The following is a 16027-nucleotide window of genomic DNA, read 5'->3' on the forward strand; positions in this document are numbered from 1 at the left end:
TCAATGTCGCGGCCGGGGTTATAAGACGTTTCGGCAAACCACGCCCTCTGGTTATACTAATCAATACGGAGAGATCGCAATGGAAAGTAAAGAGACTTTGAGCGAAGCCACCGGCGTCGCGGTCAATGCCGGCGGCAATGCCGCTATAATGCCCGGGGAGTACGGCGGCTGGCCCGGGGAATACGAGGCCGTAAGAAAGAAAGCGGGACTGCTCGACCTCTCCGCGAGGGGAAAGCTTCGCCTCGCCGGAAAGGAGCATCTCAAGTTTCTCCAGGGCATGCTGACGAACGACGTCATGAAGCTCTCCGCGGGCGAGGGCGCATACGCTGCCGTTCTTACGGTCAAGGGAAGGATGCTTTCCGACATGCGCGTTTATAAAGACCTGGATTCCGTGCTCCTCGATCTCGAGCCCGGTCTTAACATGAAGGTTAGGGACCTGCTTCTGAAATACAGGCTCTCGTACAAAGCTACTGTGGACGACGTTACGGAGGAGCTCGCGCTCTTTTCCGTACAGGGGCCCGAATCGAAGAACGTCCTCGCCTCCGCCGGCATAACCGTCCCGGAAATAAAGGAGCACGGACATTTTAGAGACGCTATTGTCGGAGCGGAAGTCGTATGCGCCTCGGCCGACAGGACTGGTGAAGGAGGCTTCGATCTATATGTCCCTCAGGACCGCGCGGAAGAAGTGTGGAATTATCTTCTCGAAAAGGGAAAGGACTTCGGTCTGGAGCCCGTCGGCTCCCGGGCCCTCGACGTCCTCCGCGTGGAAGCCGGCATTCCAATGTACGGAAGGGACATGGACGAGGACACGATCCCTATCGAGGCGGGGATATGGAGCGCGCTCAGCTTCGAGAAGGGATGCTACATCGGGCAGGAGGTCGTGGCCCGAATCAAGTGGCGGGGGCACGTGAACAGACACCTCTCGGGCATAGTTTTAGAAAAGGGCTATACCCCGTCTGCCGGTGACGAAATCTTCGGCGGCGGGAAAAAGATAGGCAGGATCACGAGCCCTGCCTTTTCACCCGCCCTCGGGCGTAATATCGCACTGGGATATGTAAGAAGAGAATTCGTCGAGCCCGGGACTGAAGTAGATATTTCCTCTCCCGAAGGCATACGGGGAAAAGGCACGGTAATGCCGCTCCCGTTTGTTCGACCGGCCCCCGGCGATTGAGAAAAATCGGCTTTTTATCTAAATTAACCCCCTATAATCCTTGATTTTATCTCCCCCTCTATTATAGTATCAGTTTAAGGTTATTTTTGTGTTTTCAGATACTTAAGGCGCGACGTTGAGTATCTTTTCTAATCTCTAGTAACGTTTTACTAATTTCTATTTTATAATTAGGGCAGGAGGCGATGGGACATGATATTCGATACTATTCTGGGTTGGTTCTCTAACGATCTGGCGGTTGATCTCGGCACCGCGAACACACTCGTATACGTAAGGGGGAAGGGGATTGTAGCCAACGAGCCGTCCGTCGTTGCGGTTCAGGAAGATTCGAGAGGAATAAAAAAGATACTGGCGGTAGGGCGCGAAGCGAAGAACATGGTCGGTAAAACCCCGGGCTCCATCAAGGCCATACGTCCGCTCAAGGACGGCGTAATCGCGGACTTCGACGTTGCTCAGAAAATGCTTGAATATTTCATCCGTAAAACCCATAACAACAGGAAAAGCTTCGTACGGCCGAGGATTATAGTTTCCGTGCCCATAGGGATTACCGAGGTCGAGAAAAGAGCGGTCAGGGAGTCCGCCGAAGCTGCCGGCGCAAGGGAAGTCTATCTCATCGAAGAGACGATGTCGGCGGCTATCGGGGCGGGCATGCCCGTCACGGAGCCCACGGGGAACATGGTCGTCGATATAGGCGGGGGCACTACGAGCGTAGCGGTCATATCGCTTGCGGGCATAGTCGTCAGCAAGTCCATAAAAGTGGGCGGCGACAAGCTCGACGAGGCCATACTCCAGTACGTAAAGCGCAACTACAACATGCTCATCGGTGAAAGGACGGCCGAGGACGTAAAGAAAAAGCTCGGCAAGGTCCTCGGTAACGGCGAGATAGGCTCGATGAACGTCAAGGGCAGGGACCTCCGGGCCGGTATCCCGCGCACTATAGAGATAACGTCCGAAGAGGTCAAGGAAGCGCTGACCGAGCCCGTGAGCTTTATAGTCGAGGGCATAAAGCAGACCCTCGAAAGGACGCCGCCCGAGCTTGCGGCGGACATCGTCGACAGCGGGATAATGCTCACCGGGGGCGGGGCGCTTCTCGGTAACCTCGACCAGCTCATAAAGGAGGAGACGGGCCTTCCAGTATCCCGCGCCGAGGACCCGCTGACGTGCGTCGTTTACGGGTCGGGCAAGGCGCTCGACGAGCTCGACCTCCTTCGCGAAGTCAGCATCAGCTATTCGTAAAGCGCGGCACAGCCGCGAGGCCAAGAGACTTCAGTTGTTAGCGTGTACAAATGGGCTTCCTGAAACGCCGTACAATTTTCATAGTTATCGTTCTACTACTCATAGCGATACAGCTGTTCTCTCTTAACCTGGAAAAACGGGAAAAGCAGACGCCCGCGGCGAGATTCGTGCTGACGCTCACCTACTATCCGCAAAAATTCGTATCCTCCGTCGCGGGCGCTATGTCCGGCGTCTGGAACGATTACATTCACCTCGTGAATTTAAGGGAGGAGAACATACGTCTCAAGGAGGAAATCGGCCGCCTCCGCCGCGAGAAGTTCGAGCTCTCCGAAGCCGGCATACAGAACGCGAGGCTTAAAAAGCTTCTCGAGTTCAGGGAGGAGGGCCCTTATCCCGCCGTACCGGCCAACGTAATCGGCGCGAGCCCGTCGATACTCCGCTCGCAGGTGATAATTGTGGACAAGGGCACGAGGGACGGCGTGACCGAGGGCATGCCGGTAGCCTCCTTCGACGGCGTCGTCGGCAGGATACTTCTGGCCGGCGACAGGAGCTCCGAAGTGCTCCTTATTACGGACCCCGTGAGCGCCGTTGACGCCTACATACACAGGACGCGCGCCCGCGGGATAGTAAAGGGCACCGGGACGGGGTGCGAGATGGATTATATAGAAAAGAAGTCGGACGTGAGCGAAGGGGACAAGGTGATATCGTCGGGGAAGGACGGCTTTTTCCCGAAGGGCGTCGTTATAGGGACGGTCACGGGCATAGAATCCAAGGGCAGCTTCATCAACGCCGAAATCTCACCGCACGTACACCTGAACTCGCTCGAAGAGGTGCTGATAATTCAAAAACCCGTAAACAGCCTGGTGCTAAATGAATAGCGCTCTTCTGATTCCGTTCCTCGCCGCGGTGTCGCTCGTCCTGATAACGCTTCAGTCGACGGTGCTGTCCCCGGCCGGCGGGCATATCTATCCCGACCTCAACCTCATATTCATTGTATTCCTGGCGATATATTCCGAGGTAAGGGGCAGCTTGCTGATAGCCGCGGGAAACGGTTATCTCATGGACGTGCTGTCGGGGAACCTCCCCGGGACGTTCACGCTTTCGCGCCTGAGCGCGTACATTCTGGTCAAATCGAGCTCGAGCCACGTGTATCTCAAAAAGTATCTGGTTCAGGGGCTCGTCATATTCGGGAGCACCGTTTTTACGTGGCTGTTCATAATGACTATAATAGTAGTCAGGGGAGAGTCCGGTTTAAGGCTGCCGCTCGGTGAGATACTGCTCCGTGGCGTGGTGAACACCGCCGTCGGGGTGCCTCTTTTCTGGGCGGCTGGAAAGGCATATGCAAGACTTCAAAGGTAAGCTCGTCATATCGACGATAATCCTTTGCGTGGCGTTTGTTGCGCTTGTATCGAGGCTCTGGTTTCTCCAGGTCATAAAGGGCGACGAGTTCGAGAGCTTCTCGGTCGGTAACAGGGTCAGGATCGAAAGGGTCCCCGCCCCCAGGGGGAGGGTGCTCGACCGCTACGGCCGCGAGCTCGTCGTGAACCGCCCGTCGTTCGATATATCCGTCCTTCCCAAGGACGTCGAGGATATACAGTCCCTTAGCGATAATCTATCCCTCATACTCGGCCTCGAAAGCCCGAAGGTGCGTGACAAGATCCTCCAGGCTACGAGGAAGAACAGGTTCAAGGCAGTCACCATCGCGCAGGACATCGACCGCGACCAGCTTGCCGTGATAGAGGCGCGGAGAAGCTCGCTTCCCGGGCTAATGATCGAAGTTAATAATCTACGCCAGTATCCGCACGGCGTCCTCGGCGCGTCGTTCCTCGGGTACATAGGAAAGGTGAGCGAAGAGGAGCTGAACGCCAACCCCGAGCTCAACTGGAACGGCCTCGTCGGAAAGAGCGGCGTCGAAAAGACATGGGAGAATTCTCTCAGGGGAGAGGACGGCTTCGTCCAGAAAGTGACGGACGCCCTCGGAAGGGAAGTGCACTCCGATCTCTTCAGGAAGGATCTCGTCAACAAGAACAGCGTGCCGGGAAAAGACGTCGTCCTGTCGATAGACATGGACCTCCAGACGGCGGCCGAAGAGGCGCTCGGTGAAGAGTTCGGGGCGATAGTCGTTATCGACGTAAGGAACGGCGACGTGCTGGCGATGGCGAGCAGGCCGACGTTCGACCCCGCGGATTTCATCAAGGGAATCGACGCCAAGAAATGGGCCGAGCTCCTTAACGACAAAAACTATCCTCTCGTAAACAGAGCGACGCAGGGCCTTTACGCACCGGGCTCGGTGTTCAAAATGGTTCCGCTCGCGGCGGCGATGAAAGAAGGGGTCATCGATCCGGACATGAGGTTTAATTGCCCCGGCTCGTACAGGCTCGGCACGCATACGTACAGGTGCTGGAAGAGGGGAGGGCATGGATCGATGAACATGAGGCAGGCGCTGGTTCATTCCTGCGACGTGTATTTCTACAAGCTCGCGGAGAAACTCGGCATAGACAAATTCTCGAAGTACATGACCGCGTTCGGATTCGGTCAGCCTACGGGCATAGGCATCGAGGAAAGGGCCGGGGTCGCTCCCAGCAGGGAATGGAAGCTCGAAAGATTCAAGAAGCCCTGGTATAAGGGTGAAACCATAGTCTCCGCAATCGGACAGGGGTATGTCAGCGCGACCCCTCTTCAGGTCGCCATGATGACGGCGGCCATAGCCAACGGAGGGACGCTGTTTACGCCGAGGCTCGTCATAAAGGAAGTCGCTTTCAGCGGGGAAACCGCTGTCAACACGGTCCCGCCGCACGGCCGTCTTCCGGTGGAGGGCAGCACGCTGGCGCTCATAAGGGAGGCCATGACCGGCGTCGTGAACGACCCGGGAGGGACCGGGAAGGGGGCCCGCCTCAAGGATATCGAAGTCGCGGGCAAGACCGGTACGGCACAGGTGATTTCGCTCGGTTCGCAGACGGATGCGAAAAAACACATGGACCATGCATGGTTCACCTCTTTCGCCCCGGCGGACAAGCCCGAGATAGCCGTTTCCGTGGTCGTCGAGCACGGGGGCAAAGGCGGCGCGGTCGCGGCCCCGCTGGCGAAGAAGATCATAGAGTATTATTTCGACCTCAAGAAGGAGAGAGACGCCGATGATAATGTTTGACAGGCGGCTCCTCTACAGCTTCGGATGGTCGCTCTTTTTCATGACGATCGCTTTCGCGGCGCTGGCGCTCCTCAACCTTTACAGCGCGTCCTATCAAACGGGCCTCGTATACTTCAAGAAGCAGGCTATATGGCTTTCCATCGGCGTGGTCGTAATGGTGCTCGTCTCTTTTATAAACAACAAGCTGATAAAGAGATACTCGCTTCACATCTACGGCGCGTCGATATTCCTTTTGATTTTTGTGCTTATATTCGGAAAGGAAGTGGCGGGGTCCAAGAGCTGGATAATGCTGGGGCCCTTCGCGAGCATCCAGCCGTCCGAGCTCGCGAAGATACCCGTCGTGCTGGCGCTCGCAAGATTCTACGACAGAGACTACGAGGGCTTCCCGTACGGCCTTCTCGATCTCGTAAAGCCCGTGCTTCTGGTCGCGCTGCCTCTCGTTCTCGTTATGCTTCAGCCTGACCTCGGCACGGGGCTGCTCATAATACTCATATCGGGCAGCATGATCCTCTTCATGGGGGTCAAAAAGATTACGCTCGCGATTATACTCGCCGTCGTCGTCGGGTTCTCCTATCCCGCGTGGCATTACTTCATGAAACCTTATCAGAAGAGCCGGATCATGACGTTTCTCGATCCGGCCCGCGACCCGCTCAACTCGGGCTATAACGCCATACAGTCCCAGATAGCCGTCGGCTCGGGCAAGTTTACCGGGAAGGGGTTCATGGCGGGCTCGCAGTCTCAGCTGAGGTTTATCCCGGCCCAGCAAACGGACTTCGCGTTTTCGGTTCTCGCCGAGGAGTGGGGGTTTGTCGGCGGCTTCTTCGCGCTCCTGCTCTATTTTATGATAATCCTGTGGATACTGGATACCGCCAGCCGATCCAAGGACACATACTCGATCCTGGTCTGCTACGGTATCGCCGCGATGTTCTTCTGGCATGCCGTCGTGAACGTCGGCATGGTTATAGGGCTTCTCCCGATCACAGGCGTGCCGCTCCTCATACTCAGCTACGGCGGCTCGTCGACGCTTACGGCGATGATAGGGATAGGCATAGTCCTCGGGATAAGGATGCGGAAGTTCCCGATACCGGAAGCCGCCGTCGAGCTCAGGTAGCTTCTTTCCCGTTAAGGTCGCCCGCGCTCGGGACGCCTCCCATACCCTTCGAAAGGCTGACGGCCCTCAGTATCGATTCCTCGACCAGCTCGGCCGCTACGATGCCGGAGACGTTGGCGTCGCCTTCCATTTCCCCGCAGGAGACCGCTATTACGACGTCGCCGTCGGCTACGGTGTGCGCCGGAGATATCACCCGCGATAGCCCAGTCTGTGCTATGCTGGCTATCCTTCCGAGCTCTGACTTGGAAAACCTGGCGTTCACGGCGACGACGGCGAGCGTGGTGTTTTGCCCGCCGCCCGCACGGAACCTGACGCCTTCCTTGAAGAGATTCACGGTCCCGGTGAACTCCGCGCTCTCAGGGGTTTTTCGCACCCCGGCTATAATCCTGCCGTTCTGACGGGAGACGACGTCGCCGAACGCGTTCACCACCGCGATGACACCTATTATAACCCCGTTGTCGAACCTGTAGGCGGCGGTCCCGAGCCCGCCCTTCGTCGCGTGCCTGAGGCCGAGGAGCTTTCCAATGGTCGCGCCGGTCCCGGCCCCGACGCTTCCTTCCTCCACTCCGTCGTGCGAGGCGTTGAGGCAGGCCCTGTATCCCATTTCTGCGTCCGGCCTTATGTTCTTACCGATGCCGATGTCGAATATGACGGCGGTCGGCACTGACGGCACGACGAGGCCGTATCCGACGTCGAGCCCTATATGCCTCTCTTCGAGATACCTCATCACGCCGCCGGCGGCGTCGAGCCCGAACGCGCTCCCGCCCGTAAGCAGCAGGCCGTGGATTTTGCCGAAAGTGCTGTGGGAGAGGAGGGGATCTATCTGCCTCGTGCTCGTGCCGCCGCCCCTCAGGTCTATGGCCCCCAGGGCCGGTTTGTCGAAGAGAAGCACGGTACATCCGGTTATGGCGTCGGGGTCCGACGCGTGGCCTGCCTTAAGGCCTGCTTGAGTAATCGATATCATGATAATTATTCTAAGATCTAAACCACATAATTCAACGCGGCGGCCCCGGCGGCAGGGCGTAGCGTCAACTTGACATGGAGAGAGAATAGGATAGAATCTTCCACGTTTTCAGGTCGTTTTGGGAGTATTCTCTTGCGGATATTTTGTCCGTCGGAGTTGTATTATAATGTCCTTCACTCACCTCATACTATGATTTAATATTTACAGCGGATTCAGGACTGAGTGAAACGGTTGTTGCAGCTATACGGTGTTTATGGGCAGGGTGAAGTGGTCATAAATGCGGTCATAAATAATGTATACAAGGCAATTGAAAATTTACGTGCTGGCGGTTCTGGCGATCTTGCTGTGTGCCGATTTTGCGGCGGCCATCACGGATTCGAGGGACATAAAGAACGTCGGACTGGACGATAGGCTCGGCGACGTCATTCCCGAGGGCATTACCTTAAAGGATGAAAACGGTAACGAAGTGGATTTCAGGGATGTTCTCTACAAGGACGGTCCCACGGTTCTTAGCCTCGTTTATTTCAACTGCCCGCGCGTCTGCACTTTCGTCTCCGATGGTCTGCTTCAGGTAGTAAACGAGCAGCAGGCTTTCACCGTGGGAAAGGATTTTAGAATCATAACAGTCAGCTTCGATCCGGACGACACTCCGGAGACGGCGTCCGAAAAGGGCGAAAGGTACAGGAAGAGCGTCCTTCGCGGCGAGCCCTCTTCGGGGGACTGGATGTTCCTCACCGGTGACGCGGACAACATAGCGAAATTGACTGGCGCCGTCGGTTTTAAATTCCTGGAGGACGGCGATGAGTTCGCCCATCCCTCGGCCATTATGATCCTCACGCCGGACGGGAGGATTTCTCGATACCTAGAGGGCATTCAGTACGAGCCTCTCGATTTCAGGCTCTCTCTCGTGGAAGCGGCGAAAGGGCAGATCGGGACCTCCGGGATACTGAACAAGGTAATGCTTTTCTGCTACGAGTTCGACCCGATCGGGAAAAGGTACGCGCTCAAGGCCCTTAACGTAGTCAAGGCGGGAGGGGTCATCACCTTGCTGGCACTTTGCGGCGTGCTTACGTATTTCTGGAGGAGAGAGAAAAAGGACCCGAATAGGAGAATGGGAGGTTTAAAATAAACTTATGACTTGGATTCCAGAGGTAGCATCTAATCTTGCGGGCAAGGTAGACGGGGTGCTTTTGACAATAACCTTGTTGTCCCTCTTCTTCTTTCTGCTTATAACCGCGATTCTCATCGTTTTCGCGATTAAGTACAGGAGAAAGAGAGACGACGAGGAGACGCCTTACATAACCGGCAGCGAGCCGCTTGAAATTATCTGGACTGTCATTCCATCAATACTCCTTATAGCTCTTTTCGTATACGGCTTCGTCGTGTTCAAGGAAATGAGAACGCCCCCGGCCGATTCTGTGGATATTACAGTCACCGGCAAGCAGTGGCTCTGGACCTTCGACTATTACAACGGTAAAAAGACGCTTAACGAGCTCTACGTCGAGCAGAACAGGCCCGTCAGGCTCGTCATGATGTCCGACGACGTGCTTCACAGCTTTTTCGTCCCGGGGTTCCGCGTGAAGCAGGACGTTCTCCCGGGCCGCTACGTTCAGCTCTGGTTCACTCCCACCAAAATCGGGACGTTCGATATATTCTGCGCCGAGTACTGCGGCACGGGCCATTCCGTCATGCTCGGCAAAGTTAACGTGCTCAGCCCCGAGGCGTACGACATATGGGAGAACGGTCTTCCGGGCGAGGGAGGAGGGGCCGTGGCTTCTCTGCCACCGGCCGAGCTCGGCGAAAAGATATATAAAGAAAAGGGATGCAATGCATGCCACAGCGTGGACGGATCCACACTTGTCGGGCCGTCGTTCAAGGGTATCTACGATCACGATACCGAGCTTCAGGACGGCTCCGTGGTCAAGGTAGACGAGAATTATATCAGGCAGTCGATACTCGAGCCGCAGTCCCAGGTCGTCAAGGGATTTCAGCCGGTGATGCCGTCGTTTAAGGGTATACTAAGTGATGACGAAGTGACGGCCGTGATCGCTTACATCAAAACACTAAAATAAAAGGGTTTCAGTTCAAGGAGGCGATTTAAAATGGCAAATCATACGATTGCCCACGATGTATATGTTCCGTTCCTGGAGAAGAAGGGTTTTCTCTCCTGGATTCTCACGACGGATCATAAACGAATCGGGATTTTATACCTGGTGTCTACTTCCCTGTTCTTCCTGGTAGCCGGCATCATCGCCCTTCTTATGAGGTTCGAGCTGCTTACCCCTGCTTCCGACTTTGTCGAGCCGCATACGTACAACGTACTCTTCACGCTGCATGGCTCGATAATGGTCTTTTTCTTTATCGTTCCGGGCCTGGCGGCCAGCTTCGGGAACTTCCTCATTCCTCTTATGATAGGGGCGAGGGACGTCGCGTTCCCCAAGCTTAACATAGCGAGTTACTGGATTTATCTCCTTGGAACCGCCATTCTCCTCATGGCCCTTCTAAAGCCGGCCGACACCGGATGGACTTTCTATACACCTTACAGCGCAACAACCAACACAGACGTGGTTCTCATGACTTTCGGTGTTTTCGTTCTCGGGTTCTCGTCCATTCTCACGGGACTTAACTTCATCGTTACGACCCACAAAATGAGGGCGCCGGGAATGACGTGGCACAGGCTTCCCCTTTTCATATGGGCGTCCTACGCCACGTCTATCCTCCAGCTCCTGGCAACGCCGGTAGTAGGCATAACCCTTCTCCTTCTCATCACCGAGAGGACGCTCGGCGTCGGATTCTTCGACCCGGCCAAGGGAGGCGACCCGATTCTCTTCCAGAACTTCTTCTGGTTCTATTCCCATCCCGCTGTCTACATCATGATCATCCCCGCGATGGGTGTTATATCCGAAATAATCCCGGTCTTTTCCAGAAAGCCGATATTCGGCTACAAGGCCATAGCGTATTCCAGCCTCGGCATCGCGTTCATAAGTTTCCTCGTCTGGGCCCACCACATGTTTACGAGCGGTATTTCCGAAACGGCGGCCACCATTTTCTCGTTCCTGACGTTCCTGGTCGCCATACCGACGGCGATAAAGGTGTTCAACTGGACGGCCACTCTTTATAAAGGTTCGATCCAGCTTCATTCCGCCATGCTCTACGCGCTCGGGTTCATATTCCTGTTCACGATCGGCGGGCTCACCGGCGTGTTCCTCGGGGCGCTCGCTGCCGACATTCACCTTCACGACACTTACTTCGTAGTCGCGCACATGCACTACGTCATGATAGGCGGCACGGTCATGGGCTTCTTCGGGGCGCTTCATTTCTGGTACCCGAAGTGGTTCGGAAAGATGTTCAACGAAACGGTAGCGAAAATAGCATGGTTCTTCATCTTCGTCGGTTTTAACGTAACGTTCTTCCCGCAGTTCTTCCTCGGAATTCAGGGCATGCCGAGGCGCTACGCGTCCTACCCGGCCGAGTTCGAATCGCTTATGGCGCTTTCGACGTACGGCTCCTGGATACTTGGGTTTGGAATACTCATTATGGTCATCAACCTTATTTCGGGGCTGATAAGCGGCCCGAAGGCGCCTGAGAATCCGTACAACTCGCTTTCTCTCGAGTGGCAGATACCGTCGCCCCCGCCGCATGAGAATTTCGAAGAGATACCGCACGTGACCGACTGGACGTACGGTTACGGAAAAAAGAAGGAGCTGGAGGTTTAACTGAGACATGGCAGAAGCTGGCATCGAGCAATCACACGGTCATAACATGGATCCGGCGACGGAGTACAGCTCCTCTAAGATGGGAATGTGGCTCTTCCTCGGAACTGAAATACTCCTTTTCGGGGGGCTGTTCGCGGCATACGCGATCTTCCACGCAAGGTATCCCGAGATGTTCTACGAGCAGCATCTGGAGCTCAATAGAACCATGGGCGCAATCAACACCTGCGTCCTTATCTTCAGCAGTTTGACGATGGCCATGGGCGTGTCCGCCATCAAGTGGGGCAAGCAGAAGACAGCGGCCATACTCATATTGATAACGATCATCTGCGGCATGATATTCGGCGTCATAAAGTACTTCGAGTACAGCGCCAAGTTCTCGCACCACATCTATCCGGACACGAGTATCTTCTTCTCGCTCTACTTTCTCATGACCGGTCTTCACATGATCCACGTCTTCATCGGGCTCGGTATACTCGGGGTCGTCTTTGTGCTGACGCTTAAAGGGAAGTTCAACTCGAAGTACAACACGCCTATTGAACTGGGCGGGCTTTACTGGCACCTCGTCGACCTTATCTGGATTTATCTGTTCCCGTTACTTTATCTTATTGGATAGCCGGAGGATAAAAACATGGCATCGCACTCGCACTCTGACAAACACGAGCACATAACGACTTACAAGACATATTTATTCGTCTGGGCGGCGCTCATGGTGCTGACTGTCATCACGGTATACGTGTCGTACGTCGATTTCGGCACCATGAACGTGGTGATAGCCATGGCAGTCGCGTCGCTTAAGGCCGCGCTCGTCGCCCTTTTCTTCATGCACCTTAAATTCGAGGATTCCATAACCTGGGTGTTCGCCCTTTTCCCCCTGGGTCTTCTTTTCCTCCTCATCACGATGACGTTCGTGGATACGTTTACGAGGGTTGTGGTACCCTGACGAAATAGATTAATGATTGGTAAAATTACTCTTTTCTTTCTTTTCCTGCTTTTAATATGGGGCAATCTGGTGTCCGGCCTGGGGGCCGGGCTCGGGTGTCCGGACTGGCCGCTCTGCCATGGGAGCGTGGTTCCTCCGTACAGGTGGGATATATACATGGAGTTTACGCACAGGGTAATAGGAGGCGTCACATCCATTTTCCTGGTGTATCTCTCATACAAGAGACTGCGGAGTTACAGTGGCTGGACGAAGCTTATACCGGTCCTGATAGTTTGCCTCCTGGCTTTCCAGATAGTCCTCGGCGGAATAGTGGTCCTTCTCGAGATACCGGTCGACCTCACGACGTTTCACTTCGCGAACGCCCTGGTGATATTCTCGCTCACGCTTTACATAGTCTTCTTCGACGGCGAGAAGGTGAAGCCGATATTCTCGCTCAGCGGTTATAACGGCGTATTTTTCTTCCTGGCCATACTGGTTTTCTTCCAGGCAGTGCTTGGGGCCTACGTGAGGCACTCCAATTCGGGGCTCGCGTGTCCCGACTTTCCAAAATGCCTCGGGTACTGGATACCCCCCGAGCTCTCGGGCATGGTCCTGAACCACTTCGCTCACAGGGTGGCCGCGTACGTCATAACTCTGATTGTCCTCGGATTTTTCATGTCCACGTGGCTTGTCGACGGGTTCAGACGCTACCGCGCGGCTTTCGGTATAGCGCTCGGGCTCATAGTAATCCAGATTATTCTCGGGGTCGGGATAATACATACGAAGCTTCATTTTGCAGCGGCGGCGCTTCATTTATCGGTTGCTCTACTCATTCTATCGTTATTCCTCTATACTTGGTTCCTGGGGATGAGGAGGATTTATGCCGGTTCAGCCGGGGCATGAGGGGGTAAATATGAACGCGATAGAGAACGCGGACAGGGGAGCTTCGAATATCGTAGTTTCCACGGTTCTCCTTACGAAGCCGGGCATAATCACGAGCGTCGCGTTTACCGGGTTCGCCGGTATGGTGCTGGCGTCGAAGGGCTTCCCCTCGATTTATCTCGCGGTCGAAGCGCTCCTCTCGCTTCTCCTTAGCGCGGCAGGGGCCGCGATTCTCAACAACGTCCTCGACAGGCGTATAGACGTGCTCATGAGCAGGCTCAGTAAGCGCGTGGACGCCCTTACGGTCATAGGTGAAAAAACGGCCGTCGCGATCGCGTTCGTCTTCATAGCTATTTCGCTCTTCATTTCGTTCTATTACCTCAACGTCGTAAACGCGGCCCTTACCATAGCCGCCATACTGAGCTACGCGCTCCTTTACACGCTATACCTCAAGCGGAGCTCGCCCTACGGGACTATTCTAGGAGGGCTGCCCGGCGCTCTTCCCGTGCTGATAGGATACGCGGCCGTGAATCCCGCCCTCGGGGTGGACGCCGTCATATTGTTCATATTCATGATGCTCTGGCAGCCGCCGCATTTCTGGGCCCTCGCCCAGAAATACAAGATCGACTATAAGAAGGCGGGTATTCCCGTAATGCCGGTAGCCATGGGGACGAAATATACGAACGTCATGATTCTTCTTTATTCCGTTTCCCTCTTTCCGCTTAGCCTTTCGCTCTGGTTCCTCGGGTACTGTTCCTATTATTACGCCATATTCGCCGTTATCTCGGGCCTCTATTTCGAATACATAATAATAAAGAGCGCGCTCAACAACACAGATTACGGCAAGGCTTTCGGGGCCTCCATCCTTTACATGCTCGTCATAATGGCGTCTCTCATTCTGGACGTGGGCTTCAATTCGCCGAACGCGATAGTAGGCGGCTGACCACCTGGCCGTTGCCGGGCCGATATTTTCCGTACTCTCAGGGGTCCGGACGGGCGCGGGATTCCCGGCGGCCTGCCCCGCTCCGTTTTTCCTCCGATACTGTTAGCTACCCGCCCTTTATCCGAGGCCTTTCATCAGCTCTTTAAGCCTTTCGAACGGCTCTCTAAGGGACCTTATCGATTCCTTCCAGAACCCGGGTGTTTCGAGGTCCATTCCGATGCTTCTTTTCGCTACGTTCTCCGCGGTATCCGAGCCCGAGAGCCTGAGGAACTTCTCGTACTTCGGCAAAAAGTCCGCGCCTTCTTTTTTAAAGAGAGAGAAGAGCCCCCGGCTGAGGAGGTAGCCGAACGTGTAGGGGAAGTTGTAGAAAGTGACTCCGACGACGTAGAAGTGGAGCTTCGATGCCCAGAAGTAAGGGTCCTCGCCGCCTTCCTCTAGGACGTCGCCGAAGACGCGGCGCTGGGTCTCCGCCATAAGCTCTTTGAGGCGGCTCACGCTCACCTCGCCTTCCTGCCTCTCTTCGTAAAACGCTTTTTCGAATTCGTAGCGCACCGGTATGTCCATGAGATATATGGCGCCGTGGTTGATTTCGGTGTCGAGCATTAGCGCCTTTTCGGCGTCTCCAATGGACTGCTCGCGGAGTATACCCTCCGTCAGGATCATTTCGCCGAACGTAGAGGCCGATTCCGCGAGCGTCATCGGATAGAAGTGCGAATAAGGCCGTATGTCGCTCATCACGTGGCTGTGAAAGGCGTGTCCGGCCTCGTGCGCCAATGTGAGCACGTCGCCGAGCGTCTCGTTGTACGTCATGAAGATGCGGGATTCCTTCGTCAGGAGCGAGCCCGTGCAAAACCCTCCCGGCCTCTTTCCTTCCCTCGGCTCCCAGTCTATCCACTTTTTATCGAAAGCGCTTCTGGCGTAGGCCCCGAGTGCGGGGTATGACCCGGAGAACGATTTCTCGACGAGCTTCTGCGCGTCGGGCCAGCTCAGTTTCTGGCCGGATTCGATGTCGAGCGGGGCGCCGAGGTCGTACCATGCGATTTGCTTTCTGCCCATAGTGCGCGCCTTGAAGCGGAGTATGTCCTTCGGAAGCTCTATCTCGTCGTAAATCGCCTCGAACATGGCGTCGAGGGTCTTCCGGCTTATGCCCGACTGGTAGAGCGCGACGTCGAGGAAGTGGTCTATGCCGCGGTACCTGTTGAGGGTGAGCCGCGTGCCTGAAATCGCGTTGAGTGCTGCCGCGGCCGTGTCTTCGATAGTCTTCCACGCCCGGTTTCCTCCCTCGAAGGCCGCCTTCCGGACGTCCCTCTCCGGCTTTTCCATGAGCGAGCGCCTCTGGGATATCGGGAGCGTCTTCACCGTGCCGCCCGGGTATTTCATATCGAACTCGAGCCTGCTCGAAACCGTATCGTAGAGACGGCCCCATGCGCTTATTCCGTCTACGCCGAGGTCGGAGGCCAGTATCTCCTTGTCGGGGTTCATGCTCCTTTCGGACAGTATCCTGAGCCTGCCGATGTAATAGGCGGCGTCCGAGAGCTTCTCCCGCTCCGTGAATCGGCGGAAGACCTCTTCCGGGACGTTCTTTAGCGCCCTTATGAGCTCGACCTTGAGTTTCGAGAGCTCGGCGTGGACGGCCGACATCTCTCCTTCCTCGCGGACATAGTCCTCGTTGAGCCCGTCGGCCGAAGCGAGGCATCCGATGTATGAGTCGATGTGGCTGTAGCGGCTCATGATGTCCTCGGCTTCGAGAATTATTTCCTCCCACCCGGCCATGTTGTCGGCGCCCAGCGCGGGCAGGGCCGCGGCCTTTTTCTGCACGGCCGCTATATCGGCCTTGAGCTTTTTCTTGAACTCCTTCATTTCCGGGCCGCCGTATTCGGGGAAATAGCTCCCGAGGTCCCAGTTCATTTTTGCCGTCGATTGATTGCTGGACATCTCGC

15 protein-coding genes are annotated in these 16027 nt (G+C 55.6%); 13 read left to right on the top strand and 2 right to left on the bottom strand.

Going from position 1 to position 16027, the window contains the following annotated elements; genetic code table 11:
• Positions 1–79: 79 nt before the first annotated feature.
• The 6 genes from PKC29_13110 (at position 80) to rodA (ending at position 6663) form a co-directional block, all read left to right on the top strand.
• On the top strand, positions 80–1171 hold the full coding sequence (locus PKC29_13110; protein ID HML96356.1) for an aminomethyltransferase family protein: 1092 nt from the start codon (positions 80–82) through the stop codon (positions 1169–1171).
• 189 nt (positions 1172–1360) lie between these two features.
• Positions 1361–2404 (top strand): rod shape-determining protein, encoded by a 1044-nt coding sequence (locus PKC29_13115; GenBank protein HML96357.1) that lies wholly within the window; start codon positions 1361–1363, stop codon positions 2402–2404.
• Positions 2405–2454: 50 nt separating this feature from the next.
• Complete coding sequence (mreC, locus tag PKC29_13120) at positions 2455–3282, top strand: rod shape-determining protein MreC (GenBank protein ID HML96358.1); 828 nt, start codon at positions 2455–2457, stop codon at positions 3280–3282.
• Positions 3275–3763 (top strand): rod shape-determining protein MreD, encoded by a 489-nt coding sequence (mreD, locus tag PKC29_13125; protein HML96359.1) that lies wholly within the window; start codon positions 3275–3277, stop codon positions 3761–3763. Before mreC ends, mreD begins: the two co-directional genes overlap by 8 nt.
• Entirely contained in the window at positions 3744–5552 is a 1809-nt protein-coding gene (mrdA, locus tag PKC29_13130; protein HML96360.1) for a penicillin-binding protein 2, read from the top strand. Before mreD ends, mrdA begins: the two co-directional genes overlap by 20 nt.
• A complete protein-coding gene (gene rodA, locus PKC29_13135; GenBank protein HML96361.1) occupies positions 5539–6663 on the top strand; it encodes a rod shape-determining protein RodA in 1125 nt (374 codons plus the stop codon). The genes mrdA and rodA overlap by 14 nt, the downstream gene beginning before the upstream one ends.
• On the opposite strand, the gene PKC29_13140 is transcribed toward rodA, so the two are convergent.
• Positions 6656–7627: a P1 family peptidase gene (locus PKC29_13140; GenBank protein HML96362.1), complete on the bottom strand. Its 972-nt coding sequence runs from the start codon at positions 7625–7627 to the stop codon at positions 6656–6658. The genes rodA and PKC29_13140 overlap by 8 nt on opposite strands.
• A gap of 292 nt (positions 7628–7919) precedes the next feature.
• Here PKC29_13140 and PKC29_13145 point away from each other — a divergent pair, with 292 nt between their 5' ends.
• Genes PKC29_13145 through cyoE form a run of 7 tightly spaced genes read left to right on the top strand, consistent with a single transcriptional unit; the run spans position 7920 to position 14087 of the window.
• A complete protein-coding gene (locus PKC29_13145; GenBank protein HML96363.1) occupies positions 7920–8756 on the top strand; it encodes an SCO family protein in 837 nt (278 codons plus the stop codon).
• 4 nt (positions 8757–8760) lie between these two features.
• Positions 8761–9699, top strand: coding sequence for a cytochrome c oxidase subunit II (gene coxB / locus PKC29_13150; protein ID HML96364.1), 939 nt, complete (start codon positions 8761–8763; stop codon positions 9697–9699).
• A gap of 30 nt (positions 9700–9729) precedes the next feature.
• Positions 9730–11343 carry a cytochrome c oxidase subunit I gene (gene ctaD, locus PKC29_13155; protein HML96365.1) on the top strand — a complete coding sequence of 538 codons (1614 nt, stop codon included), beginning with the start codon at positions 9730–9732 and terminating at the stop codon, positions 11341–11343.
• A gap of 7 nt (positions 11344–11350) precedes the next feature.
• Positions 11351–11956: a cytochrome c oxidase subunit 3 family protein gene (locus PKC29_13160; protein HML96366.1), complete on the top strand. Its 606-nt coding sequence runs from the start codon at positions 11351–11353 to the stop codon at positions 11954–11956.
• Positions 11957–11971: 15 nt separating this feature from the next.
• On the top strand, positions 11972–12283 hold the full coding sequence (locus PKC29_13165) for a cytochrome C oxidase subunit IV family protein (protein ID HML96367.1): 312 nt from the start codon (positions 11972–11974) through the stop codon (positions 12281–12283).
• 12 nt (positions 12284–12295) lie between these two features.
• Positions 12296–13165, top strand: a complete 870-nt coding sequence (locus PKC29_13170; GenBank protein HML96368.1) for a COX15/CtaA family protein — start codon at positions 12296–12298, stop codon at positions 13163–13165.
• Positions 13166–13175: 10 nt separating this feature from the next.
• Positions 13176–14087, top strand: coding sequence for a heme o synthase (cyoE, locus tag PKC29_13175; protein HML96369.1), 912 nt, complete (start codon positions 13176–13178; stop codon positions 14085–14087).
• A gap of 117 nt (positions 14088–14204) precedes the next feature.
• Here the strand turns inward: cyoE and PKC29_13180 are convergent, their stop codons facing one another.
• Positions 14205–16022 carry a M3 family oligoendopeptidase gene (locus PKC29_13180; GenBank protein ID HML96370.1) on the bottom strand — a complete coding sequence of 606 codons (1818 nt, stop codon included), beginning with the start codon at positions 16020–16022 and terminating at the stop codon, positions 14205–14207.
• Between the last annotated feature and the right edge of the window lie 5 nt (positions 16023–16027).

Source organism: Thermodesulfobacteriota bacterium (genome assembly GCA_035325995.1).
GTDB lineage: Bacteria > Desulfobacterota_D > UBA1144 > Nemesobacterales > UBA2774 > JADLGH01.

Coding starts and splice junctions, on each gene's coding strand:
- PKC29_13110 (HML96356.1), top strand. CDS start 80: ATGGAAAGTAAAGAGACTTTGAGCGAAGCCACCGGCGTCGCGGTCAAT.
- PKC29_13115 (HML96357.1), top strand. CDS start 1,361: ATGATATTCGATACTATTCTGGGTTGGTTCTCTAACGATCTGGCGGTT.
- mreC (HML96358.1), top strand. CDS start 2,455: ATGGGCTTCCTGAAACGCCGTACAATTTTCATAGTTATCGTTCTACTA.
- mreD (HML96359.1), top strand. CDS start 3,275: ATGAATAGCGCTCTTCTGATTCCGTTCCTCGCCGCGGTGTCGCTCGTC.
- mrdA (HML96360.1), top strand. CDS start 3,744: ATGCAAGACTTCAAAGGTAAGCTCGTCATATCGACGATAATCCTTTGC.
- rodA (HML96361.1), top strand. CDS start 5,539: ATGATAATGTTTGACAGGCGGCTCCTCTACAGCTTCGGATGGTCGCTC.
- PKC29_13140 (HML96362.1), bottom strand. CDS start 7,627: ATGATATCGATTACTCAAGCAGGCCTTAAGGCAGGCCACGCGTCGGAC.
- PKC29_13145 (HML96363.1), top strand. CDS start 7,920: ATGTATACAAGGCAATTGAAAATTTACGTGCTGGCGGTTCTGGCGATC.
- coxB (HML96364.1), top strand. CDS start 8,761: ATGACTTGGATTCCAGAGGTAGCATCTAATCTTGCGGGCAAGGTAGAC.
- ctaD (HML96365.1), top strand. CDS start 9,730: ATGGCAAATCATACGATTGCCCACGATGTATATGTTCCGTTCCTGGAG.
- PKC29_13160 (HML96366.1), top strand. CDS start 11,351: ATGGCAGAAGCTGGCATCGAGCAATCACACGGTCATAACATGGATCCG.
- PKC29_13165 (HML96367.1), top strand. CDS start 11,972: ATGGCATCGCACTCGCACTCTGACAAACACGAGCACATAACGACTTAC.
- PKC29_13170 (HML96368.1), top strand. CDS start 12,296: ATGATTGGTAAAATTACTCTTTTCTTTCTTTTCCTGCTTTTAATATGG.
- cyoE (HML96369.1), top strand. CDS start 13,176: ATGAACGCGATAGAGAACGCGGACAGGGGAGCTTCGAATATCGTAGTT.
- PKC29_13180 (HML96370.1), bottom strand. CDS start 16,022: ATGTCCAGCAATCAATCGACGGCAAAAATGAACTGGGACCTCGGGAGC.